Source organism: Vibrio bathopelagicus (assembly GCF_014879975.1).
In the GTDB taxonomy this organism is placed as follows: Bacteria; Pseudomonadota; Gammaproteobacteria; order Enterobacterales; family Vibrionaceae; genus Vibrio; species Vibrio bathopelagicus.
Genome location: NZ_CP062500.1, coordinates 1,215,258 through 1,236,145 on the forward strand (window position 1 = coordinate 1,215,258; position 20,888 = coordinate 1,236,145).

General features: G+C 43.4%; 20 protein-coding genes, 1 riboswitch and 1 other annotated feature. Of the genes, 12 read left to right on the forward strand and 8 right to left on the reverse strand.

The genetic code is table 11. The features are described from left to right. The first annotated feature begins 44 nt into the window (after window positions 1–44). Both serS and IHV80_RS05510 read left to right on the forward strand, forming a co-directional pair. Entirely contained in the window at window positions 45–1,352 is a 1,308-nt protein-coding gene (gene serS / locus IHV80_RS05505; RefSeq protein ID WP_017093537.1) for a serine--tRNA ligase, read from the forward strand. A gap of 220 nt (window positions 1,353–1,572) precedes the next feature. Continuing rightward, a complete protein-coding gene (locus IHV80_RS05510; RefSeq protein WP_192890340.1) occupies window positions 1,573–1,839 on the forward strand; it encodes a DksA/TraR family C4-type zinc finger protein in 267 nt (88 codons plus the stop codon). 103 nt (window positions 1,840–1,942) lie between these two features. Here IHV80_RS05510 and bioA read toward each other — a convergent pair whose 3' ends face one another. After that, complete coding sequence (bioA, locus tag IHV80_RS05515) at window positions 1,943–3,220, reverse strand: adenosylmethionine--8-amino-7-oxononanoate transaminase (RefSeq protein ID WP_192890341.1); 1,278 nt, start codon at window positions 3,218–3,220, stop codon at window positions 1,943–1,945. Window positions 3,221–3,380: 160 nt separating this feature from the next. On the opposite strand from bioA, the gene bioB reads away from it, so the two are divergent. Genes bioB through bioD form a run of 4 tightly spaced genes read left to right on the forward strand, consistent with a single transcriptional unit; the run spans window position 3,381 to window position 7,115 of the window. After that, on the forward strand, window positions 3,381–4,433 hold the full coding sequence (bioB, locus tag IHV80_RS05520) for a biotin synthase BioB (protein WP_192890342.1): 1,053 nt from the start codon (window positions 3,381–3,383) through the stop codon (window positions 4,431–4,433). Next, complete coding sequence (bioF, locus tag IHV80_RS05525; protein ID WP_192890343.1) at window positions 4,420–5,631, forward strand: 8-amino-7-oxononanoate synthase; 1,212 nt, start codon at window positions 4,420–4,422, stop codon at window positions 5,629–5,631. Before bioB ends, bioF begins: the two co-directional genes overlap by 14 nt. After that, on the forward strand, window positions 5,632–6,435 hold the full coding sequence (gene bioC, locus IHV80_RS05530; RefSeq protein ID WP_192890344.1) for a malonyl-ACP O-methyltransferase BioC: 804 nt from the start codon (window positions 5,632–5,634) through the stop codon (window positions 6,433–6,435). It abuts the gene before it with no gap. Beyond that, the gene (bioD, locus tag IHV80_RS05535) at window positions 6,432–7,115 is read left to right on the forward strand and encodes a dethiobiotin synthase (protein ID WP_192890345.1); all 684 of its coding nucleotides are present in this window, start codon (window positions 6,432–6,434) and stop codon (window positions 7,113–7,115) included. Before bioC ends, bioD begins: the two co-directional genes overlap by 4 nt. 110 nt (window positions 7,116–7,225) lie before the next feature. Here the strand turns inward: bioD and IHV80_RS05540 are convergent, their stop codons facing one another. Both IHV80_RS05540 and IHV80_RS05545 read right to left on the reverse strand, forming a co-directional pair. Beyond that, window positions 7,226–7,447, reverse strand: a complete 222-nt coding sequence (locus IHV80_RS05540; protein ID WP_192890346.1) for a hypothetical protein — start codon at window positions 7,445–7,447, stop codon at window positions 7,226–7,228. 36 nt (window positions 7,448–7,483) lie between these two features. Beyond that, window positions 7,484–8,731 (reverse strand): MATE family efflux transporter, encoded by a 1,248-nt coding sequence (locus IHV80_RS05545; RefSeq protein WP_264158415.1) that lies wholly within the window; start codon window positions 8,729–8,731, stop codon window positions 7,484–7,486. Window positions 8,732–8,969: 238 nt separating this feature from the next. Between IHV80_RS05545 and IHV80_RS05550 the strand changes: the two genes are divergently transcribed. After that, on the forward strand, window positions 8,970–9,860 hold the full coding sequence (locus tag IHV80_RS05550; RefSeq protein WP_192890348.1) for a LysR family transcriptional regulator: 891 nt from the start codon (window positions 8,970–8,972) through the stop codon (window positions 9,858–9,860). Between the two features lie 109 nt (window positions 9,861–9,969). Here the strand turns inward: IHV80_RS05550 and IHV80_RS05555 are convergent, their stop codons facing one another. Continuing rightward, window positions 9,970–10,137: a hypothetical protein gene (locus tag IHV80_RS05555; protein WP_017078977.1), complete on the reverse strand. Its 168-nt coding sequence runs from the start codon at window positions 10,135–10,137 to the stop codon at window positions 9,970–9,972. Window positions 10,138–10,414: 277 nt separating this feature from the next. Between IHV80_RS05555 and htpX the strand changes: the two genes are divergently transcribed. Further along, window positions 10,415–11,278 carry a protease HtpX gene (gene htpX / locus IHV80_RS05560; RefSeq protein ID WP_192890349.1) on the forward strand — a complete coding sequence of 288 codons (864 nt, stop codon included), beginning with the start codon at window positions 10,415–10,417 and terminating at the stop codon, window positions 11,276–11,278. A 309-nt stretch (window positions 11,279–11,587) separates the two neighbouring features. Here htpX and purB read toward each other — a convergent pair whose 3' ends face one another. The 3 genes from purB to mnmA form a co-directional block, all read right to left on the reverse strand. Continuing rightward, window positions 11,588–12,958 (reverse strand): adenylosuccinate lyase, encoded by a 1,371-nt coding sequence (gene purB, locus IHV80_RS05565; RefSeq protein ID WP_065103839.1) that lies wholly within the window; start codon window positions 12,956–12,958, stop codon window positions 11,588–11,590. Between the two features lie 144 nt (window positions 12,959–13,102). Further along, complete coding sequence (gene hflD / locus IHV80_RS05570) at window positions 13,103–13,720, reverse strand: high frequency lysogenization protein HflD (protein ID WP_017073329.1); 618 nt, start codon at window positions 13,718–13,720, stop codon at window positions 13,103–13,105. 40 nt (window positions 13,721–13,760) lie between these two features. After that, complete coding sequence (gene mnmA / locus IHV80_RS05575) at window positions 13,761–14,897, reverse strand: tRNA 2-thiouridine(34) synthase MnmA (protein ID WP_054546659.1); 1,137 nt, start codon at window positions 14,895–14,897, stop codon at window positions 13,761–13,763. A 204-nt stretch (window positions 14,898–15,101) separates the two neighbouring features. Here mnmA and IHV80_RS05580 point away from each other — a divergent pair, with 204 nt between their 5' ends. Continuing rightward, window positions 15,102–15,371 carry a hypothetical protein gene (locus IHV80_RS05580; protein ID WP_192890350.1) on the forward strand — a complete coding sequence of 90 codons (270 nt, stop codon included), beginning with the start codon at window positions 15,102–15,104 and terminating at the stop codon, window positions 15,369–15,371. A gap of 102 nt (window positions 15,372–15,473) precedes the next feature. Beyond that, entirely contained in the window at window positions 15,474–16,778 is a 1,305-nt protein-coding gene (locus IHV80_RS05585) for an inosine/guanosine kinase (protein WP_004734568.1), read from the forward strand. Window positions 16,779–16,949: 171 nt separating this feature from the next. Here IHV80_RS05585 and IHV80_RS05590 read toward each other — a convergent pair whose 3' ends face one another. Beyond that, window positions 16,950–17,360, reverse strand: a complete 411-nt coding sequence (locus IHV80_RS05590) for an H-NS family histone-like protein (protein ID WP_017109924.1) — start codon at window positions 17,358–17,360, stop codon at window positions 16,950–16,952. A 364-nt stretch (window positions 17,361–17,724) separates the two neighbouring features. After that, window positions 17,725–17,902: riboswitch (Lysine riboswitch) on the forward strand. Window positions 17,903–18,014: 112 nt separating this feature from the next. Here IHV80_RS05590 and IHV80_RS05595 point away from each other — a divergent pair. Continuing rightward, window positions 18,015–19,607 carry a Na+/H+ antiporter NhaC family protein gene (locus IHV80_RS05595; RefSeq protein WP_065103837.1) on the forward strand — a complete coding sequence of 531 codons (1,593 nt, stop codon included), beginning with the start codon at window positions 18,015–18,017 and terminating at the stop codon, window positions 19,605–19,607. Window positions 19,608–19,797: 190 nt separating this feature from the next. Further along, window positions 19,798–19,933, forward strand: a sequence feature (His leader region). A 53-nt stretch (window positions 19,934–19,986) separates the two neighbouring features. Further along, a complete protein-coding gene (hisG, locus tag IHV80_RS05600; RefSeq protein ID WP_017060264.1) occupies window positions 19,987–20,883 on the forward strand; it encodes an ATP phosphoribosyltransferase in 897 nt (298 codons plus the stop codon). The last annotated feature ends 5 nt before the right edge of the window (window positions 20,884–20,888 follow it).

Sequence of the window (20,888 nt, forward strand, 5' to 3'; positions counted from 1 at the left end):
GTCAAGCTACTGAATATTCAAATAACTAAAGCATAGGATTAGCAATGCTGGATTCTAAATTACTTCGAGCTGAGCTGGATGAAACAGCGGCAAAATTAGCACGTCGAGGCTTCACCCTTGATGTAGAGACAATTCGTGAACTTGAAGAAAAACGTAAGTCCCTTCAGATGAAAACTGAAGAGCTACAAGCGTTACGTAACTCTCGATCGAAGTCCATTGGTCAAGCGAAAGCAAAAGGCGACCATGAAGAAGCTGAGCGTATCCTTGCAGAAGTAGGCAACTTAGGCGCAGAACTAGACCAAGCTAAAGTAACATTGGCTGAGCTTCAATCTGAGCTAGAAACGATCACAATGTCGATTCCTAACCTGCCTGACGCAGAAGTGCCAGATGGTAAAGATGAAGACGACAACGTAGAAGTTTCTCGTTGGGGTCAACCTAAGACTTACGACTTTGAAGTGAAAGATCATGTGGATCTTGGCGAAATGTCTGGCGGTCTTGATTTTGCAAGCGCAGTTAAAATCTCTGGTTCTCGTTTCATCGTGATGAAAGGCAAATTCGCACGTCTACATCGTGCTATTGCTCAGTTCATGTTGGACCTTCACACTGATGAGCACGGTTACACAGAAATGTACGTACCGTACCTAGTGAACCACGATAGCCTATACGGTACTGGTCAACTTCCTAAGTTCGGCGAAGACTTGTTCCACACAAGCCCGCTAACAGAGCAAGTAAGTGATGTACCTCTTAAGACGCTATCGCTTATCCCTACTGCGGAAGTACCGGTAACGAACATGGTTCGTGACACGATTACTGATGAAGCTGAACTGCCACTTAAGATGACAGCTCACACTCCATGTTTCCGTTCTGAAGCGGGTTCTTACGGTCGTGACACTCGTGGTCTTATCCGAATGCACCAATTCGATAAAGTTGAATTAGTACAAATCACTAAGCCAGAAGACTCAATGGCAGCGCTTGAAGAGCTAACTGGTCACGCTGAGAAAGTACTTCAACTTCTAGAGCTTCCTTACCGTAAAGTGATTCTATGTACAGGTGACATGGGCTTCGGTTCTGCGAAAACTTACGACTTAGAAGTATGGGTTCCAGCACAAGAGACTTACCGTGAAATCTCATCTTGTTCAAACATGTGGGACTTCCAAGCGCGTCGTATGCAAGCTCGTTTCCGTCGTAAAGGCGAGAAGAAGCCTGAACTAGTGCATACACTAAACGGTTCTGGTCTTGCTGTTGGTCGTACTATGGTTGCTATCTTAGAAAACAACCAAGAAGCTGATGGTCGTATTGCGATTCCAGCAGTACTTCAACCATACATGGGCGGCGTAACGCACATCGGTTAATTAGACTGATTCAGCATTAGATTGCTAATAAAACCCAGCCAGCAGGCTGGGTTTTTTATTGCCTATAGAATAGGGCAATGGTGAGAAACAAATAAGTTTGTTACCTGTGCGTAATAGTGTTTTCTTAATTTTGATGATTATTGCAAGTCGATAATGTGGTTATAATATGCTCTTACCGCGGTAGGTATAGATTTTCTCGTTCAAATACTGAGGAGGGCTTATGGCCGTAGGATGGGCTGGTGACGATAGTGTGAGCCAGCAAATTCAAAATACCATTGATGATGAGATCTCTCGAGTTAGAGGTAACATTCAAGGCGGAGAAAGCTTACGTTATTGTGATGAATGCGGTGGTGAGATACCAGAACAAAGGCGGCTTGCGATAAAAGGCGTACGTTTCTGTATTGAATGCCAGTCAATGTTAGAGCATGCAGCACATCGACATTCATTGTTTAATCGTCGAGCAAGTAAAGATAGTCAATTACGTTAAATTATTAGCTATCACCGAAAATAGAGTAAGGCCTTACGTTCACGTAAGGTCTTTTAATTTATGAGATTCACCAACAAAGAAAGATAAGGGTAAACTTCGTTTTTTACTTAAAGCAGTTCTTATCTTGTAATGCACTTTCAATGGCTGAAACAAGTTGTTCGATATGTTCAGGTTTGCTAATGAAAGGAGGCATCATATAAATCAATTTACCAAATGGGCGAATCCAAACACCTTGTTCAACAAAGTGAGCTTGGATGGTTTCCATATCGACTGGTGTGTGTGTCTCAACAACGCCAATCGCTCCTAGCCAGCGTACGTCTTTCACCAGATCATGCTCCCGCAGAGGTGGCAGCAATTCTGAAAAGATCTGTTCAATCTGTAGAGTCTGATTTTGCCAATGGCCTTGCTCTACGATGGACAAACTTGCCGCACCGACTGCACAAGCCAATGGGTTGCCCATAAAGGTTGGCCCGTGCATAAAACAGCCCGCTTCACCGCCACATACCGTGTCAGCAACTTCTTTACTAGCCAGTGTTGCTGAAAGGGTCATATAGCCGCCAGTTAAAGCCTTTCCAACGCATAAGATGTCCGGTTGAACATCTGCATGCTCGCAAGCGAACAGTTTCCCAGTGCGGCCAAAGCCGGTCGCAATCTCATCCAAGATCAGTAAGACGTTAAATTCATCACACAGTAAACGTACTTGTTTCAAGAATTCAGGGTGGTAAATGCGCATACCGCCAGCACCTTGAACGATTGGCTCTAAGATCACGGCTGCGACTTCTTGACGGTGTGCTGCTAGCTTTTCTCGAAAGCTGTTGATGTCGTTCGCGTTCCATTGATCCCAAAAACCTGTTTTTGGCGAATCAGCAAAAATGTGTTCCGGCAAAAAGCCTTTGTAGAGGCTGTGCATCGAGTTATCTGGATCGGTCACCGACATCGCAGCAAAGGTATCACCGTGGTAGCCATCTCTCAGTGTTAAGAACTTTGAACGAGGTTGCCCTTTAGCGTGCCAGTATTGAAGTGCCATTTTAAGGCTAACTTCTACGGCGACTGAGCCTGAGTCGGCTAAGAATACATGCTCTAGGTTATCCGGGGCTAAGCTAAGAAGCTTCTTACATAAATCGATAGCGGGTTGGTGGGTGATACCACCAAACATAACGTGTGAAACTTTATCGATTTGGCTGTGAGCCGCAGCGTTTAGAGCTGGATGATTGTAGCCGTGGATGGTTGACCACCAAGACGACATGCCATCAATAATTCGTTTTCCGCCTTCTAATTCTAAGTAAACACCGTCTGCGTTGGTGACTGGGTAGCAGGTCAGAGGTGTTAACGTTGATGTGTAGGGATGCCAGATATGCTGGCGATCAAAGGCGAGATCCATAGTAACTTCCATTCTTGATGTGATTAAAAAATAACCAAGTGTAAACTTTTGATATTATCAATGTGTTGACAGTCTAAAGCTTGTCGGTAGACTAGCCAAGCATAAATGCAAACTCTAGACACAGAGTTGTAACATCAAAAAAATAAAAAAGGATCGACACGTGGAAGTTCGTCATGACTGGACAGTTGCTGAAGTAACAGCGCTGCTTGAAAAACCGTTTATGGATTTAATGTTTGAAGCTCAAGTCGTTCATAGACAGTACCAAGAGCACAACCACGTGCAGGTGAGTACGCTTTTATCGATAAAGACAGGTGCTTGCCCTGAAGATTGTAAGTACTGCCCTCAAAGTGCTCACTACCGAACGGATGTCGACAAAGAACGCTTAATGGAAGTTGAGCGTGTTTTGGATGCGGCGAAAAAAGCTAAGAATGCGGGCTCAACTCGCTTCTGTATGGGCGCGGCATGGAAAAACCCGAAAGAACGCGATATGCCTCACCTAACTGACATGATCAAAGGTGTGAAAGGCATGGGTCTAGAAACCTGTATGACACTGGGCATGTTAACGCCGGAGCAAGCAGGTGAGCTAGCAGACGCAGGTTTGGACTACTACAACCATAACCTTGATACGTCTCCAGAATTCTATGGCAGCATTATTACCACTCGTACTTACCAAGATCGTTTAGATACGTTATCTCACGTACGTGATGCCGGGATGAAGATCTGTTCTGGTGGCATTATTGGTATGGGCGAAAGTACCAATGACCGCGCAGGCCTTCTTGTAGAGCTAGCGAACCTTCCTGTACACCCTGAGAGTGTACCAATCAACATGCTCGTAAAAGTGAAAGGCACACCGATGGAAAACGTCGACGATGTTGAGTCTTTCGACTTCATTAAGTTGATTGCGATTGCTCGTATCATGATGCCAATGTCTGCGGTTCGTCTATCTGCAGGTCGTGAGAATATGAACGAACAGATGCAGGCGATGTGCTTCATGGCAGGCGCGAACTCAATTTTCTACGGTTGTAAGCTACTGACGACACCGAATCCAGATGAAGACACGGATATGCAGCTGTTTAAGAAGCTGGGTATCAACAGCCAACAAGTGGCTCAAAAGCCTGACGAAATTCAAGAAAACGAACTGTTAGATCAAGTGGTGGAGCGCGTTGCGGCTCGTCCAACTAAAGATGACATGTTCTACGATGCCACTGTTTAAAGCTCGCATTAAAGAAGCTCTTGTTCATCGCCATGAGCAAGGGTTGACTCGTCAGCTCAAGGTGCTCGAAAACAGTAATGGACCTTTGCTTACTTGCGAAGGTTCTAGTTTCATCAATTTTTCGAGCAATGATTACTTAGGCTTGGCGAACGACCCTGAATTGGTGAATGCATGGCAAACAGGGCTCTCCCAATATGGTGCTGGAAGTGCGGCATCGCCATTGGTCACAGGGTTTAGTTCCGCTCATCGAAATCTAGAGGCTCAGCTGTGTGAATGGCTTGGTTTCGACCGTGCCATTCTCTTTAGTTCTGGTTTCAGTGCTAACCAAGCTTTGTTGTTTTCTCTGCTCGAAAAAGACGACTCATTGCTGCAAGACAAACTTAACCATGCCTCTTTGATGGAAGCGGGGATGCTTTGTCCTGCAGCAATGAAACGCTTTAAACACAACGATACGCAACATCTAGAGTCGTTGTTAAGCCGTTCTCCACAATCCTTGATTGTGACGGAAGGCGTGTTCAGCATGGATGGCGACCAAGCTCCCCTCAATCAAATATCTAACTTGACCAATCAATACGACAGTTGGCTAGCGGTTGATGATGCCCACGGTATTGGCGTATTGGGTGATAAAGGGGCTGGGAGTTGCAGTGTGGCACAAATCTCACCCGATATTTTGGTGGTGACCTTTGGTAAAGCATTTGGCCTTTCTGGTGCTGCGATTCTTTGTTCGTCAGAAGTGGGTGATTACTTAACTCAGTTTGCTCGTCATCATGTGTACTCGACGGCGATGCCACCTTCACAAGTGGTGGCTTTGTCTCATGCGTGTCAGATGATTCAGACGCAAGAGTGGCGGCGACAGAAGCTCATGGAGTTGGGTGCTCTTTATGCTGAGCAGATGAGTGGCGTGAAAGGTTTCATTGATACTCATACTCCGATTAAGCCGTTTGTGATTGGTGAAACTCAAGCTGCATTATCTATTGCCGAAGAATTGAAGCGTAACCAAGTTTGGGTAACGGCGATAAGGCCACCAACAGTTCCGACCGGGACTGCTCGTTTACGAATTACGTTAACGGCCAACCATAGTCAGAAGCAGATTCTTCAGTTAACTGATTCGTTACTTCAAGCAATAGATCGAAGCAACGATTCTGGAAGCAAATCAAACATAGAATCTAGCTTTGAATTAGAGAAAGAGGCTCAGTAAATGTCACAAGAAGCAGTAGTGCATAATTACGTAGGCCAAGATAAGAGTGCGATTGCTGAAGCTTTCGGTAAAGCAGCAACAACGTATGATAAACACGCAGAGTTTCAGCGCGATGTCGGCCACCGACTTCTGGATAAGCTATCGACAGACCTCTCAGGTTTAAAGGTGCTTGATTTAGGTTGCGGGACTGGCTACTTCTCTGAGCAGCTGGTGAAGCGCGGTGCTGATGTGGTATGTGCCGATCTTTCTGTTGGAATGTTAGAAAGGGCAGAGCAACGTTGTGGCGCATCGGTCTCTTTATACCAACAAGCCGACGCAGAGCAATTACCGTTTGAAGATGGGTGTTTTGACATCGTTTTTTCTAGCTTAGCGTTGCAATGGTGTGATGATTTATCGTCGCCTCTAAAGGAGATGAAGCGCGTTGTAGCGGTTGGTGGACGTGTGATTTTTTCAACTTTGCTTGATGGATCACTGTTTGAACTGGAAAAATCATGGTCCAAAATTGACGCACATCAACACGTTAACCATTTTATTACAATCAATCAGGTAAAAATTGCGTTAGCGCAATCTAGCTGTACTGCTCATCAACTAGACTTGCCCACCATCACCGTTTGGTACGACACTGCGTTTGAACTGATGCGCGACCTTAAAGGTATCGGCGCTAATCACGTAAGTGGTCGCTCACAAGGTTTAACAAGTCGCCACATGTTGCAGCTTGTTGAACGGGAATATCGAGAGTTTAAAAACCATCAAGGTTTCTTACCAGCAACATATCAAGTTTGTTTAGGGGTTATTCAATTATGATTGATGCATTATTCATTGCAGGTACGGATACCGAAGTGGGAAAAACTGTGGTTTCAAAAGCGATTCTTCAAGCTTTGGCCGCACAAGATTTATCAACAATTGGTTATAAACCAGTTGCTGCAGGGTGTGAAGAATACCCTGAAGGGTTACGTAACAGTGATGCATTACATCTTCAAGAAGCGGCGACGCAAGATGTTGCTTACGAAGACGTTAACCCGTACGCATTGTTACTACCATCCTCACCTCACATTGCGGCAAAGCATGACGGTGTCGTGGTTGATGAAGCGGTATTATCAGCGAAGCTAGAACAGCATAAGCAAAACTCTGACATCGTTTTAGTTGAAGGTGCTGGTGGTTGGCGTGTGCCAGTTTCAGATGACGAATACTTGTCTAGCTGGGTTAAGAAAGAGCAGCTTCCTGTGGTGCTAACTGTAGGTATTAAGCTTGGCTGTTTGAGCCATGCTTTGTTAACCGCAGAAGCGATCCGTGCAGATGGTCTAAACCTAGTAGGTTGGGTGGCGAACCGCATTAATCCAGGCACGGAACATTATGCCGACATTATTGCGATGCTTGAAGATAAGCTAGGTGCGCCGAAATTAGGTGAAATCCCTTATGTGCCAAAAGCCAAGTCTAAGAACATTGGTAAATACATCGACGTAACGCCTCTACTCAACCTTTAACAAGTGATCTTGCCTAATAGAGGCTACTGTTATCGGCTTGTAGTCGTTTCTACGTATTAACTTTATAAAAGCCGAGTGAAGTCAATTCACTCGGTTTTTTGTATTTCGGGCTAAGCCTTTCGATCTTCTTTTTTATCATCCGGCTTATAACCCATGGTACGAATATGCTCGCCGTGGATGGTGTTTTTCATTAACGCCCACAAAGCTTCAAGAAATCGTTTATGTGCTGCTTGATGTCGAATGTACTTAATATGGATAAATATATAAATGGCGATGAAAAGTAAGATCGCAATGGTGACACCATAGGCTTCATATAAAGTAATTATATTCATTTTTAATCTCTTAATTTTTGTGTAGGTAAATTGTGTCTATTGAGCTAAGTAGTTAAACCAACGCTTACTGCGGAATCGATAGATACAAGCGAACCACTTAAACAAAGTTTCTAAAAAGAAAAGCGCGAAGATCCACTCTGGGCGCAACCCCATCAGTAAAGCGCCTATTGCGGCTAAAGGGATGCCAAAACACCATTGAGTGATCAGGTCTTGGTATAAGCAAAACTTTACATCACCCCCGGCTCGGAGCACGCCAACGACCATGGTTGTTGGGAGGGAACGCAAAATAATGCCTAAACACAAAATCACATAGAATTTGTTCGCTAGTTCGGTGGTCGTTGTTTCTAAGGAAGTGAAGAGACCGAGAATGGTGTCTTTTAGTGCATACAATGATAATGAAACACATAAAGTAACAATGAATGCGACCACAGTGATCATGATGGCGTGGCGGTATGCAGAATCAAAGTCATTGGCACCGATGTGGTTACCGACAATAACAGCAGACGCATTTGCAATACCGATCAAGAAGCTAAGAGAGAAAGCTTCAATCGGGGTGATGATCGACAAGACGATAAGCCCTTCATCGCTAGACCGCCCCATGATTGCGGTATAAGCAAATAAACCGCCCGACCATAATGCAAAGTTGATGGTTGTAGGAAGAGCCAAACGGGTAAGCTGTTTTATATGAGAAAACTGTAGCGCTTGTTTTATATCTGACAAATTAAACAAGACTACATTTTTGTTCAGCTTCAGGTAAATAATCGTTATTACCACTTCGAGCAAGCTACTGATTAACGTTGCAACCGCAGCTCCTTTTAATCCCATTTGGGGGGCGCTGAAGTGACCAAATATCAATACCCAGTTAAGTAAGATATTGAGAATGATGCCAAGACTACTCAGATATAAACTGATTGAAGCTTGATGTATTGACCGTAGGTAAGCTGCGATGCTCCCCGTAAATGCCATGCAAAATAAACTAAAGCTAGTAATAAATAGATATTGAGAGCCCAGAGCTTGAACTTCGATGTTATTGGAAGAGAGCCCCATAACGTGCGAATTAGCCAGTGCTAGAGCACAGAAAGGTATTAGTGCCAGTAAACTTGATAGCACCCAAGTTAATGTAGTACTTCGTTTGGTTCCTTGGTCGTCCTTTTTCCCAAAGTACTGAGCAATTAAGATTGCTCCAGCTGTTGTCACACCGGAGAGGATGATGGTCGCAACAAACAAGGCTCGGCTAGAAACACCTGCCGCTGCGATATCGTTCTCGCTCAATTGACCAATCATGATCAGGTCAATGACTCCTTTGCTAGAAAAAAAGATACTCTGTAGCGTTATAGGAATTGCGAGAGCAAAAAGCGGCTTTAAGAGCGGAGCATTAAATTGCATCAATGGGGTTGAGGTTATTGATCGAGTTTTGGGAGTCATAGCACCAACAAGTAAGAAATACTGCTGGTAATTATGCTAGGAGTTTAACACTCTAAAAAACCACTTATGATGGGATTGTACGTTCAAAAGGTGTTTTATGCATACGTTAGAACAATTGCGAGCTTTTATTGCTGTTTACCAGAATCATTCATTTAGCTCGGCCGGCAGGTTTTTAAATAAAGATCGTACAACGGTTAGAGAGTTGGTGAAGTCTTACGAAGATGCTTTAGGTTATGATCTTTTTAATATCGTAGGGAGGAAAGCAGTAGCTACATTTGCGGCAGAGACGCTTTATCCACATGTGATCTTGGTAATTCGGCAGGAGAGTAAACTGGCCGAAGTGAGTCAGTTCTTATTCTCTACGTCGAGAACACATTTTAATATTGGATATGATGTTGATTTCCCATTTGATTTTTTGAAGAGTGTCGAATTGTGGGCGGCCAAATGCTTTCCATTAGTGAGTATTAACTGGTTGGCGAGAAATCGTGAGGTTGGCCTTGATGAGCTGAAATGTGGCGAACTCGATTTTGCTTTTTTTCCGACTAGAGGTGCAATTACCTTAGGTTTTCCTGCTCATTTCCAACACCTTGGATATATTGATTATGGTTTATACGTTGGGAGCAATACTTCATTGGCGCATAAACCTACTTTTGATCTCGAAGATGCTCAGTTGGAAATTCAATATCTGAGTGAAAATGCATTGAAAGCCGAGGGGGCGATAAAAGCGTTTTCATATAGTACTCGTATTGTCAGCAGTAGCGACTTAATTATACAGCTGCTTCAATATCAAGGGTGGGCATTATTGCCGAATCGAGCTGCTGAGAGTGGCGTTAAAATGGGTAATATAGAAAAGAAAGAGACGAGCTTGCTAAGTAATGATTTGAAAGTGCCGTTTAGCTTGTTTCACACCATTGAATTAGAAAGAGACCCATTTATTAAGGCTCTTCGAAATGAGTGTGATTTGTTGGCGAAGAGATATTTCAATTAATGTTGCTGTGATTAAAACAGTGAAAGGGCTGCGATTGCAACCCTTTCACTGTTTTAAGCCTTTAGACCTTAGGTTGATAAACAACCGATCTTTTTTAAGCAAGCAGGGATTAATGTTCTTTTGTCAGTCCCATTAAAGCTTGTTGTGTTTCTGTGATTTTTGTCTGTGCCGTTTGTGGTGTTAGGATTCCAATCTGCTTTTTCGCTTCTTCTTCAGTAATCCCTAGGTGACAGCACAGTAAATCAATAGCCATTTGAGTGTTAGTACCTTCAACCATGATCGTTCCCTTTTTGTACATGGACTAGCCAATAAATCATCTGAAGTCACTGTAAACGGATTGTTATATCGACACCATACGACTTAGGTCTAATAGACTAAGATTAATTCGGACATAGTCTCGTAATCAAATGTTGCAATTTAATGCTTAACCTTGTTTTCTTAATCTAAGACTATATGTATAAGTAAGTATAAGTCTTCAAGGTTGGAATAAATTGCTGTCTGCCTTGTCTATAACAATAAGTTTTATAAAAACAGCTTTCATGCGGAGATAAGTAATGAAGCGAGTAATGTTGTTCCTTGCAACCAACCTTGCGGTTGTATTGGTACTAAGTGTTGTTATTAATATTGTATACGCAGTCACAGGTATGCAACCAGGAAGCCTCTCTGGCTTGTTGCTAATGGCTGCGGTGTTTGGTTTTGGCGGCTCATTCATCTCATTAATGATGTCAAAGAAAATGGCGCTACGCTCAGTTGGCGGCATGGTCATTGAAAGCCCACGTAACGAAACAGAACATTGGTTGATGGAGACGGTAAGCCGTCAATCTCAACAAGTTGGTATTGGTATGCCAACAGTGGCGATCTACGACTCGCCTGACATCAACGCATTCGCGACGGGTGCTAAGCGTGACGATTCATTGGTAGCGGTATCAACAGGCCTGCTACACAACATGACGCGTGACGAAGCTGAAGCGGTATTAGCTCATGAAGTGAGCCACATCGCGAATGGCGATATGGTGACCATGACGTTAATGCAAGGTGTAGTGAACACGTTCGTTATCTTCCTATCTCGTTTCATCGCCAACATTGTTGCGTCGAATGACAACGAAGAAGAGGGCGGCAGCAACATGATGGTGTACTTCGGTGTGTCTATGGTGTTGGAATTGGTATTTGGTTTCTTAGCAAGCTTCATTACGATGTGGTACAGCCGTCATCGTGAATTCCATGCCGATGCAGGTGCAGCGAACCTTGTGGGTAAAGAGAAGATGATTGCAGCGCTAGAGCGTCTAAAGGTGAGCCACGAGCCACAGCTAGAAGGTTCTATGATGGCATTTGGTATCAACGGTAAGAAGTCTCTTACTGAGCTTCTAATGAGCCATCCACCGCTAGACAAGCGTATTGCGTCTCTACGTAACATGTAATCGCGGCGTAATTTATAGCTAAGCGGCAATATGTATTTGAAAGGCTTCCTTCGGGAGGCCTTTTTTGATCTTGGTGTTTAAGACAGTAAGTATCCGAGGGATATGTGTTTAGCGATAGAGGGTTACTGGTGATGAAGCGTTGTGATATTTATTGGTTGATATCGCACGGACTAATATGTGTAGGGAAATAAGGAGGGAGAGCTTAGTGTTCTTTTGATGACAGATCGTGCTTAGTACACTTTGTTCCGCTCAACAAAAAGGCTTCCACATGGGAAGCCTTAGTCTATTCTGTGATTCGAAATTCGAACCTTACAGCTTGTCAGTTAGCTCGATAGCTTGACCGATGTAGTTCGCTGGAGTCATCTCTTTCAGGCGAACTTTCTCGTCTTCAGGGATCTCAAGACCATCGATGAATGCACGCATGCCTTCGCCATCTACACGTTTACCACGAGTTAGCTCTTTCAGCTTCTCGTATGGCTTCTCGATGCCGTAACGACGCATCACTGTTTGTACTGGTTCAGCCAGTACTTCCCAGTTCTTGTCTAGTTCAGCAAGTAGTGCAGCTCGGTTAACTTCAAGCTTGCTAATACCTTTCAGAGTCGAAGTGTATGCAATGATTGCGTAGCCAACACCAACACCTAGGTTACGAAGAACCGTAGAGTCAGTAAGGTCACGCTGCCAGCGAGAAACTGGAAGTTTTTGTGCAAGGTGGCTGAATACTGCGTTAGCTAGACCAAGGTTGCCTTCAGAGTTTTCGAAGTCAATTGGGTTAACTTTATGCGGCATTGTAGAAGAGCCGATTTCGCCAGCAATAGTCTTCTGCTTGAAGTGACCAAGAGCGATGTAGCCCCAAACGTCACGGTCGAAGTCAAGAAGGATAGTGTTGAAACGAGCAACTGCATCGAATAGCTCAGCGATGTAATCGTGAGGTTCGATTTGAGTTGTGTACGGGTTCCAAGTTACGCCAAGAGATTCAGTGATGAACTCTTCGCTGAACTGGTGCCATTCAACTTCTGGGTATGCAGAAAGGTGTGCGTTGTAGTTACCTACAGCACCGTTGATTTTCGCTAGGATCTCAACGTTTTCGATTTGCTTGTATTGACGTTCCATACGGTACGCAACGTTAGCCATCTCTTTACCCATAGTAGAAGGAGAAGCTGGCTGACCGTGTGTACGAGATAGTAATGGAATATCACGGTACTCGTTCGCAAGTGCTTTGATAGCATCAATTACGTTACGGATTTCTGGAAGAATCACTGTGTCACGAGCTTCTTTAAGCATAAGCGCGTGAGAAGTGTTGTTGATGTCTTCAGAAGTACATGCAAAGTGAATAAATTCGTTTACAGCGTGAAGTTCAGGAACGCCAGCAACTTTCTCTTTCAAGAAGTACTCAACAGCTTTAACGTCGTGGTTAGTCGTGCGCTCGATCTCTTTGATACGTAGAGCATCTTCTTCACTGAAGTTAGCAGCTAGTTCATCAAGAAACTGGTTAGCTTCTGCACTGAACGCTGGTACTTCTTTGATTGCATCTGTAGCTGCAAGCTTTTGTAACCAACGAACTTCAACGATAGAGCGGTACTTTAGTAGGCCAAACTCACTAAAGATGCTGCGTAATGCAACAGTCTTACTTCCGTAACGGCCGTCTACTGGTGAAACAGCAGTCAATGCTGACAGTTCCATGGTGTTCTCCTGAATTGAGTTTTCTAAATTTTGAGAGGTTTATACCAGTAACAATCTCAATTGTCACGCACATTGCGCAATCGTTTGCGTGAGAATTGTGTTGGTACAAAAAAACAAGCTCGCGACGAGGCGCGAGCTAATAAATTACATGCGAGCTAGCAGGATTTGAGCCTGCTCGATCATTTTTTTGCGACCGAAGATAAGGTGGCGACGTTTGCCGCCAACTTGACGCCATAATACAGCGCTTCGAATTCCTGATAGCAGCAGAGCACGAACCTTATGCTGGCTCGATGTCTGTTGAAGTACTGCTGGCGTACCAGAAACCTGAATACGAGGGCCAATAGGGCTCACTACATCTAAGTAGATGCTCGCAAGATTGCTGATCATTTGCTCGTCAAACAGATCGAAGTGTTCAGTTTGACGCTCTGCAGTTTGAATACGATCGCCAAGCTGTGACATAGAGTCATTGCGTGAGGATAGTTTGCGTTCAAGCGCCATCAAGCTGATGATGTAGCGAGTAATGTCGCTACCAGCAGGAGTACTGTCGATACCTTTTACTAAGCATTCAAGACCTAGCTTTAGGTTTGCCTCACGGCCAAATACACCCACAGTGTTCGCTGGGTTAGTATTTAAAATGGCATTGAGTGAAGCTTCGAAGGCATCTTTATCACAACGGCCGTCTTTCGCTACTTGTTGAACCAAAGCCACAGCTTGGCAAATTCCAGCGAAAGCAATAGTACGGTCATAAAGTGTATTAGCCACGTAGTAACTCCTAGTTGTTTTCTATCGTTTGTTCGAATAGTTAGATGCGTTTTTCGATGATACCACCACCAAGACATACCTCATCTTGGTAGAACACAGCCGATTGGCCTGGCGTTACAGCGATTTGCGGCTCATCGAAGATAACCTTAATGTTATCATCGTCAATTGGGATGATTGTACAAGGAATATCGGTTTGACGGTAACGTGTTTTTACCGTGCATGTCATAACTTCAGTAATTGGTGTGCGATTAACCCAATGAAGCTGAGATGCGAACAAACCTTCTGATTTAAGAAGCGGGTGGTCTTTACCTTGAACCGCGATCAGAACGTTACGCTTAAGATCTTTTTCACCAACAAACCATGGTTCTTCGTTACCGCCGCCACCTTTAGTGCCACCAATATGAAGACCTTTACGTTGACCCAAAGTATGGTACATCAAGCCTTGGTGTTGACCAATTACTTGACCGTCTGGCGTCTCGATATTACCCGGTTGAGCAGGTAGGTATTTGCCTAAGAACTCAGTGAACTTACGCTCACCGATAAAGCAGATACCGGTAGAGTCTTTTTTCTTCGCAGTGATCAAGTCTTGCTCTTCAGCAATACGACGCACTTCAGGCTTCTCTAATTCACCCACAGGGAATAGGCTGCGTGCCACTTGATCTGAACTTAGCGTGTATAGGAAATAGCTTTGGTCTTTATTGCCGTCTAGGCCACGTAGCATTTCTGGTTTCACGCCAGCGTCTAGCTCTTCTTGAGTTGGGAAAGTACGACGAACGTAATGACCCATAGCAATGTAGTCTGCGTCTAATACTTCATCCGCAAACTCTAAGAATGCTTTGAATTTGATTTCTTTGTTACAAAGGATATCTGGGTTCGGTGTACGACCCGCTTTGTATTCTTCAAGAAAGTACTCGAATACATTATCCCAGTACTCTGCTGCAAAGTTGATAGTGTGAAGGTGGATACCTAACTTGTCACATACCGCTTGAGCATCAGCAAGGTCTTCAGCTGCCGTGCAGTATTCTTCGTTATCGTCTTCTTCCCAGTTTTTCATGAAAAGGCCTTCTACCTGATAGCCTTGTTGCTGAAGAAGATACGCCGATACTGACGAATCTACACCGCCGGACATACCGACAATTACTTTCTTTTCGCTGTTTCCAGAGCTGATATCTGACATGTCTAAACACCGTTACTATTACTTGGTCGCAGATTCTAACAGAAAGAGAAACACCGTGACAGATCCGAGACCGGAATCACAGTTTCATTTGCACAAATATTGCGCTGACTTCGTTAGAGAATCGCATGAACGCGAGGAGACTCGCTAGGATGTCAGATCTATATGTGGCATAGTCGCTCGAAATCCAAGACCCGAGATAAAAAAATGTCTGAACAAAATGAGTTTATGCAAGAAGAACAGTTGATCGAGATTATCGAGAACCAACTTGAAGACGGACAACCCGTAAAAGTGAAAGAGACACTGATGCGTTTAATGATGACAGGTACTCCTCGTGAAGAGGCAGTTGCTGCGATGGCATGTGCACTGGCAATTGAAGTATTTGACGTGATGAAAAACGGCGCTGAATTTAATCAAAAACGTTACGCCGAGCATTTGAACATGCTGCCTGATTTAAGCTTTATGGAAGGCGAATAAAAAAATAGCCTGGCAAACGTTTGCTATAGTTTGAAAGATTGCCGCGTTAAATATAGCGCGGTAGAATCCGCCACCTATTTCCCCTTGACTTAGACTAGCCTTATGAAATTCCCTGGACAACGTAAATCAAAGCACTATTTTCCGGTTCACGCTCGTGATCCTTTAGTAAGCCAAGCTCAAACTAGCAAAAGAATGTCACGTACTCATATTATCGGTATTGACCAAACTTTGGTGGATATTGAAGCGAAAGTGAGTTCTGAGCTAATCGAAAAATACGGCCTAAGTAAGGGACATTCACTGGTTATTGGTGATGAAGCTGCTGAATCCTTATATCAAGAATTAAAAGAACAGTGCCTGATTACTAATGAATACGCTGGTGGCACGATCGGTAACACATTACACAATTACTCAGTATTGGCGGATGACCGTTCAACACTGTTAGGTGTAATGAGCCAAGATATTAAAATTGGTAGCTACGGTTACCGCTATTTATGTAATACATCAAGCAGAATGGATCTGAACCATTTACAAGGGGTAGATGGCGCAATCGGTCGCTGCTTTGCATTAATTACAGAAGATGGTGAGCGTACTTTTGCAATTAGCGAAGGACAAATGAACCAATTAAAACCAGAAAGCATCCCTGAGAAAATTTTCAAAAGTGCTTCTGCTTTAGTATTAACGGCGTATTTAGTTCGTTGTAAACCAGGTGACCCTATGCCTGAAGCAACTATGAAGGCGATTGAATATGCGAAGAAATACGATGTGCCTGTTGTTTTAACTCTTGGTACTAAATTCGTTATTCAAGATGATCCAGAGTTTTGGAAAGATTTCCTTGAACAACACGTAACCGTTGTTGCAATGAATGAAGACGAAGCAGAAGCCTTAACTGGTGAAAGCGATCCTCTTGCTGCTTCAGACAAAGCATTAGAGTGGGTAGACTTAGTTCTATGTACGGCTGGCCCAGTTGGCTTGTTTATGGCGGGTTACACTGAAGACGCTGTGAAGCGTGAAACGTCATTGCCGTTGTTACCAGGCTCGATTGCTGAATTTAACCGTTATGAGTTTAGTCGTCCTGCGCATAAAGAGTTATGTGACAACCCAACGAAAATTTATTCGCATATCGCACCTTACATGGGCGGTCCAGAAAAGATCAAAAATACCAATGGTGCAGGGGATGCGGCGTTGTCGGCTTTATTACATGATATGGCAGCAAATAAATATCATAAAGAAAATGTGCCGAACTCTAGCAAGCATCAACATGCATTCTTAACGTATTCATCTTTCTCGCAAGTATGTAAATATTCAAACCGTGCAAGTTATGAGGTGTTGGTTCAGCACTCTCCACGTTTGTCTCGCGGCCTTCCTGAAAGAGAAGACAGTCTAGAAGAAGCATACTGGGAAAGATAAGATATTTTTATCGTTTCCATTTATATTTCTAATAATGAAATATAAAAAAGGCTCCGAAAGGAGCCTTTTTGTTTCTGAATATATTGAAGCCGTAAATAATACTTTAGTCGACTTTAATATTAATTCTATTGCTTAGCGTGTAATTGATTACTCACTAAGTAAACTAAATGTTTAGATAGCAAACTCTTCTAGAGATTTACCAGCATCTAGTTGTTCTTGGATAGCTGAAGGCGTACGACCTTGACCAGTCCAAGTTTTCTCATCGCCATTGCCATCTACATATTTGTATTTAGCTGGACGAGGAGCACGTTTAGCTTTTGCTGTTTTTGTTTTTGCTTCACCAGAAAGCGCAGCAATAAGATCAGCAACATCGATGCCGTCTTTTGCAATTTGTTCAGCAATAGCAGAAAGCTTAGCTTCTTGCTCTGCTTTAGCAGCTTGTTCTTCAGCTTCAGACTCTTGACGCTCTTGTACAACAATAGTTAGCTTGTCTAGCGCTTCTTCAAGTTGTTCAAGAGTTAATTCACGTGAGAATGCGCGAAGGCTACGGATATTCAATAAAGTTTTTGTTAATTCAGACATGATATTTTCCATCAAGGTAAACTAAATAATCTTCCTAATAATAAACAGAGCCTAGGAATAAAACAAATAGTATTTCTCGTATTGGTTATTTAAATATAAAAGTGAGATGAATAGTTGAAAAAGAAACGGCTCACTTTTGATGAATTTATAATAATTATTAAGAATCTCTTAAAAATCGATATGTGACTGGTGGAGTAATTGCTTTATGTAGACTATTTTTGTATTGATTAGTTCATTAACAAAAAGCTATTTTTCTCGGAATGATATGTTGCATTGTTGCTCTTGATGAGTACAATTGCGGCTACCTGATGCGATGCTTTGGTTAATTTGTTGTTAAACTCTGGTTTGCACGGTTAATAATGTTATCGCACGTAGAGGTGCAATTATAAAAAGTAGTTTTCGTTGGGGTGATGCCAATGAACGGGAATGAAAGGTCTAATTGCCGAAGTAAATTGTATATCTAAGCAATTTGCTGGGGTTGTGCTCAATAGGTACAACACTGCCATAGTCTTAATTTTAAACTATGGAGCGCTACTGTAGGGTTGGGTGAAGTGTTCACTTCCCTTTCGCTTAGTTCAACATGAGCTTGATAAGTCGTATCAAGTTTGTCTGCAGTAGATCTCTAGCCAAATAAAAAACTGGTTTTTGAAGATCATGAATTTAATAGATTTTGCAACATCGCCTTTATCGCTGCTTCCTCCTTTGGTTGCATTGACTCTTGCTATTGTTACCCGCCGTGTATTGGTTTCTTTGGGTGTCGGTATCGTCATGGGTGCGATTCTACTTGCTGACTATTCAGTAGGTAACGCAGCTAGCTACGTGTTTACTAAAGCATCTGGTGTTTTCATCGAAGATGGTGGTATCAACACTTGGAACATGAGCATTATCGCATTCCTACTTATCCTTGGAATGATGACCGCTCTATTGACACTTTCTGGCGGTACTCGCGCATTCGCTGAATGGGCACAGTCTCGCGTGAAGAGCAAACGTGGTTCAAAACTACTTGCTGCCTTCTTAGGCGTATTCATCTTTGTTGATGATTACTTCAACAGCTTAGCGGTAGGTGCTATCTCTCGCCCTGTAACAGACCGCTTCTATGTATCTCGCGCTAAGCTAGCTTATATCCTAGATTCTACTGCTGCTCCTATGTGTGTGATCATGCCAGCATCTAGCTGGGGTGCTTACATCATTACTATTATTGGTGGCATCTTAGTAACGCACGGTGTGACAGAGTATTCTGCACTGGGTGCTTACGTTCGTCTTATCCCAATGAACTTCTATGCTGTATTCGCACTACTTATGGTATTTGCGGTAGCGTGGTTTGGTCTAGACGTTGGTAAAATGCGTGAGCATGAGATTGAAGCATCACAAGGTCGTGGCTTTGATGGTGATAACGATCAAAAGCAAGCTCATGACCTGAACGAAGAGCTAGACATTGAAGAGAGCGAAAACGGTTCTGTCTCTGATCTTGTTATGCCAATCGTATCGCTAATTGTAGCAACAGTTGCTGCCATGCTTTACACAGGTGGCCAAGCGCTGGCTGCTGACGGTCAAGCATTCAACCTGCTTGGTGCGTTCGAAAATACAGATGTAGGTAAGTCTCTTGTTTACGGTGGCGTTCTAGGTCTGCTTGTTGCACTAGCGACAGTCTTCAAGCAAAAGCTACCTATGTCTGATATCGCAAGAACAATGTGGATCGGTGCGAGCTCAATGTTTGGCGCTATCCTTATCCTTGTGTTCGCGTGGACTATTGGTTCTGTTATCGGTGACATGAAGACAGGTTCGTACCTATCATCTCTAGCGACTGGCAACATTGATTACCACTGGCTACCTGTTATCTTGTTCCTTCTTGCTGGCCTAATGGCATTCTCGACAGGTACATCTTGGGGTACGTTTGGTATCATGCTTCCTATCGCGGGTGACATGGCTGCAGCTTCTGACATCGCGTTGATTCTACCTATGCTAAGTGCGGTTCTGGCTGGTTCAGTATTTGGTGACCATTGTTCTCCAATCTCTGACACAACGATTCTTTCTTCTACTGGTGCTCGTTGTAACCACATTGACCACGTATCGACACAGCTTCCTTATGCATTGTCTGTAGCGTTCGTATCGTGTATTGGTTTCATCACGCTAGGTATGACGTCTTCAATTGGTATCGCATTTAGTGCGGCGTCTCTAACGTTTGTTGCAGTATGTTTTGCATTGGCTTACTTCTCTCGTTGCAAAATGGCGACGTGCAAAAGCTAAAAGTGAAAGCTAATCAGTAAAGTATCAGGGAGGCATTAGCCTCCCTTTTTTGTGCCTGTTAATTTAATTTTAAATTTCGTGAAAAAAGTTCGAATAAATGGTTGAAAAAGGATGTGACCTTAGTTAGTGTGGAGACAAGACAGCAAACAACCTAAGAGCTGATAAGTATGCGTAAACTAGTAATGAACATTCATCACCATCATCACCCTATCTAGTCTTTCGGGGAGATTTACGTATACCCGGGAGCAAGAATTCTCCCGGAGGTTAAGTCAAAGAATTTAGATTTAAACCCTCGGGACGACAAAGTCTTCCGGGGGTTTTTTAGTTTTAACGCTTTTAAATAATCAATAAATTCAAATATTTGCACAGGGATATAGCAATGCAGACACAACGCCTAAGAATCGCAATTCAAAAGAAAGGTCGCTTAAGTAAAGAGTGCCAAGATCTACTTAAAAAATGTGGTGTTAAATTTAACATCATGGGTGAGCGTCTAGTTGTTCATTCACTAAATATGCCAATCGACTTGTTATTAGTTCGTGACGATGACATCCCAGGTCTTATCATGGATGGTGTCGTTGACCTTGGTTTCATCGGTGAAAATGAACTGGAAGAAGTTCGCCTAGACCGTGTTGCTCTTAAAGAGCCTTCAGAGTTTCGCACACTACGTCGCTTAGACTTCGGTGGCTGCCGCCTCTCTATCGCTATCAACAAAGACGAAGAATACAACGGGCCACAAGATTTAGCTGGCAAACGTATTGCGACCACTTACCCACAACTACTAAAAGCCTACATGGACGAGCAGGGTGTTGAATTCAGCACTTGTATGCTAACAGGCTCGGTTGAAGTGGCTCCTCGAGCTGGCCTAGCAGACGCTATCGCCGATTTAGTTTCTACAGGTGCGACGCTAGAAGCAAACGGCCTTAAAGAAGCAGAAGCTATCTTCCAGTCTAAAGCAACACTGATTCAACGTGTTGGTGATTTCGACGCTGACAAGACTGCATTGATTGAAAAGCTACTGACTCGTATGCAGGGTGTTCAACAAGCGAAAGAGTCTAAGTACATCATGCTTCATGCACCAACCTCTCAGCTTGAGCAAATCAAAGCACTACTGCCTGGCGCTGAAGATCCAACGGTTCTTCCTCTATCAACAGACAAAGACAAAGTTGCCGTTCACCTAGTAAGTACAGAGAACTTGTTCTGGGAAACCATGGAACAATTGAAAGAGTTGGGTGCAAGCTCAATCCTAGTACTACCAATCGAAAAAATGATGGGGTAACTGCC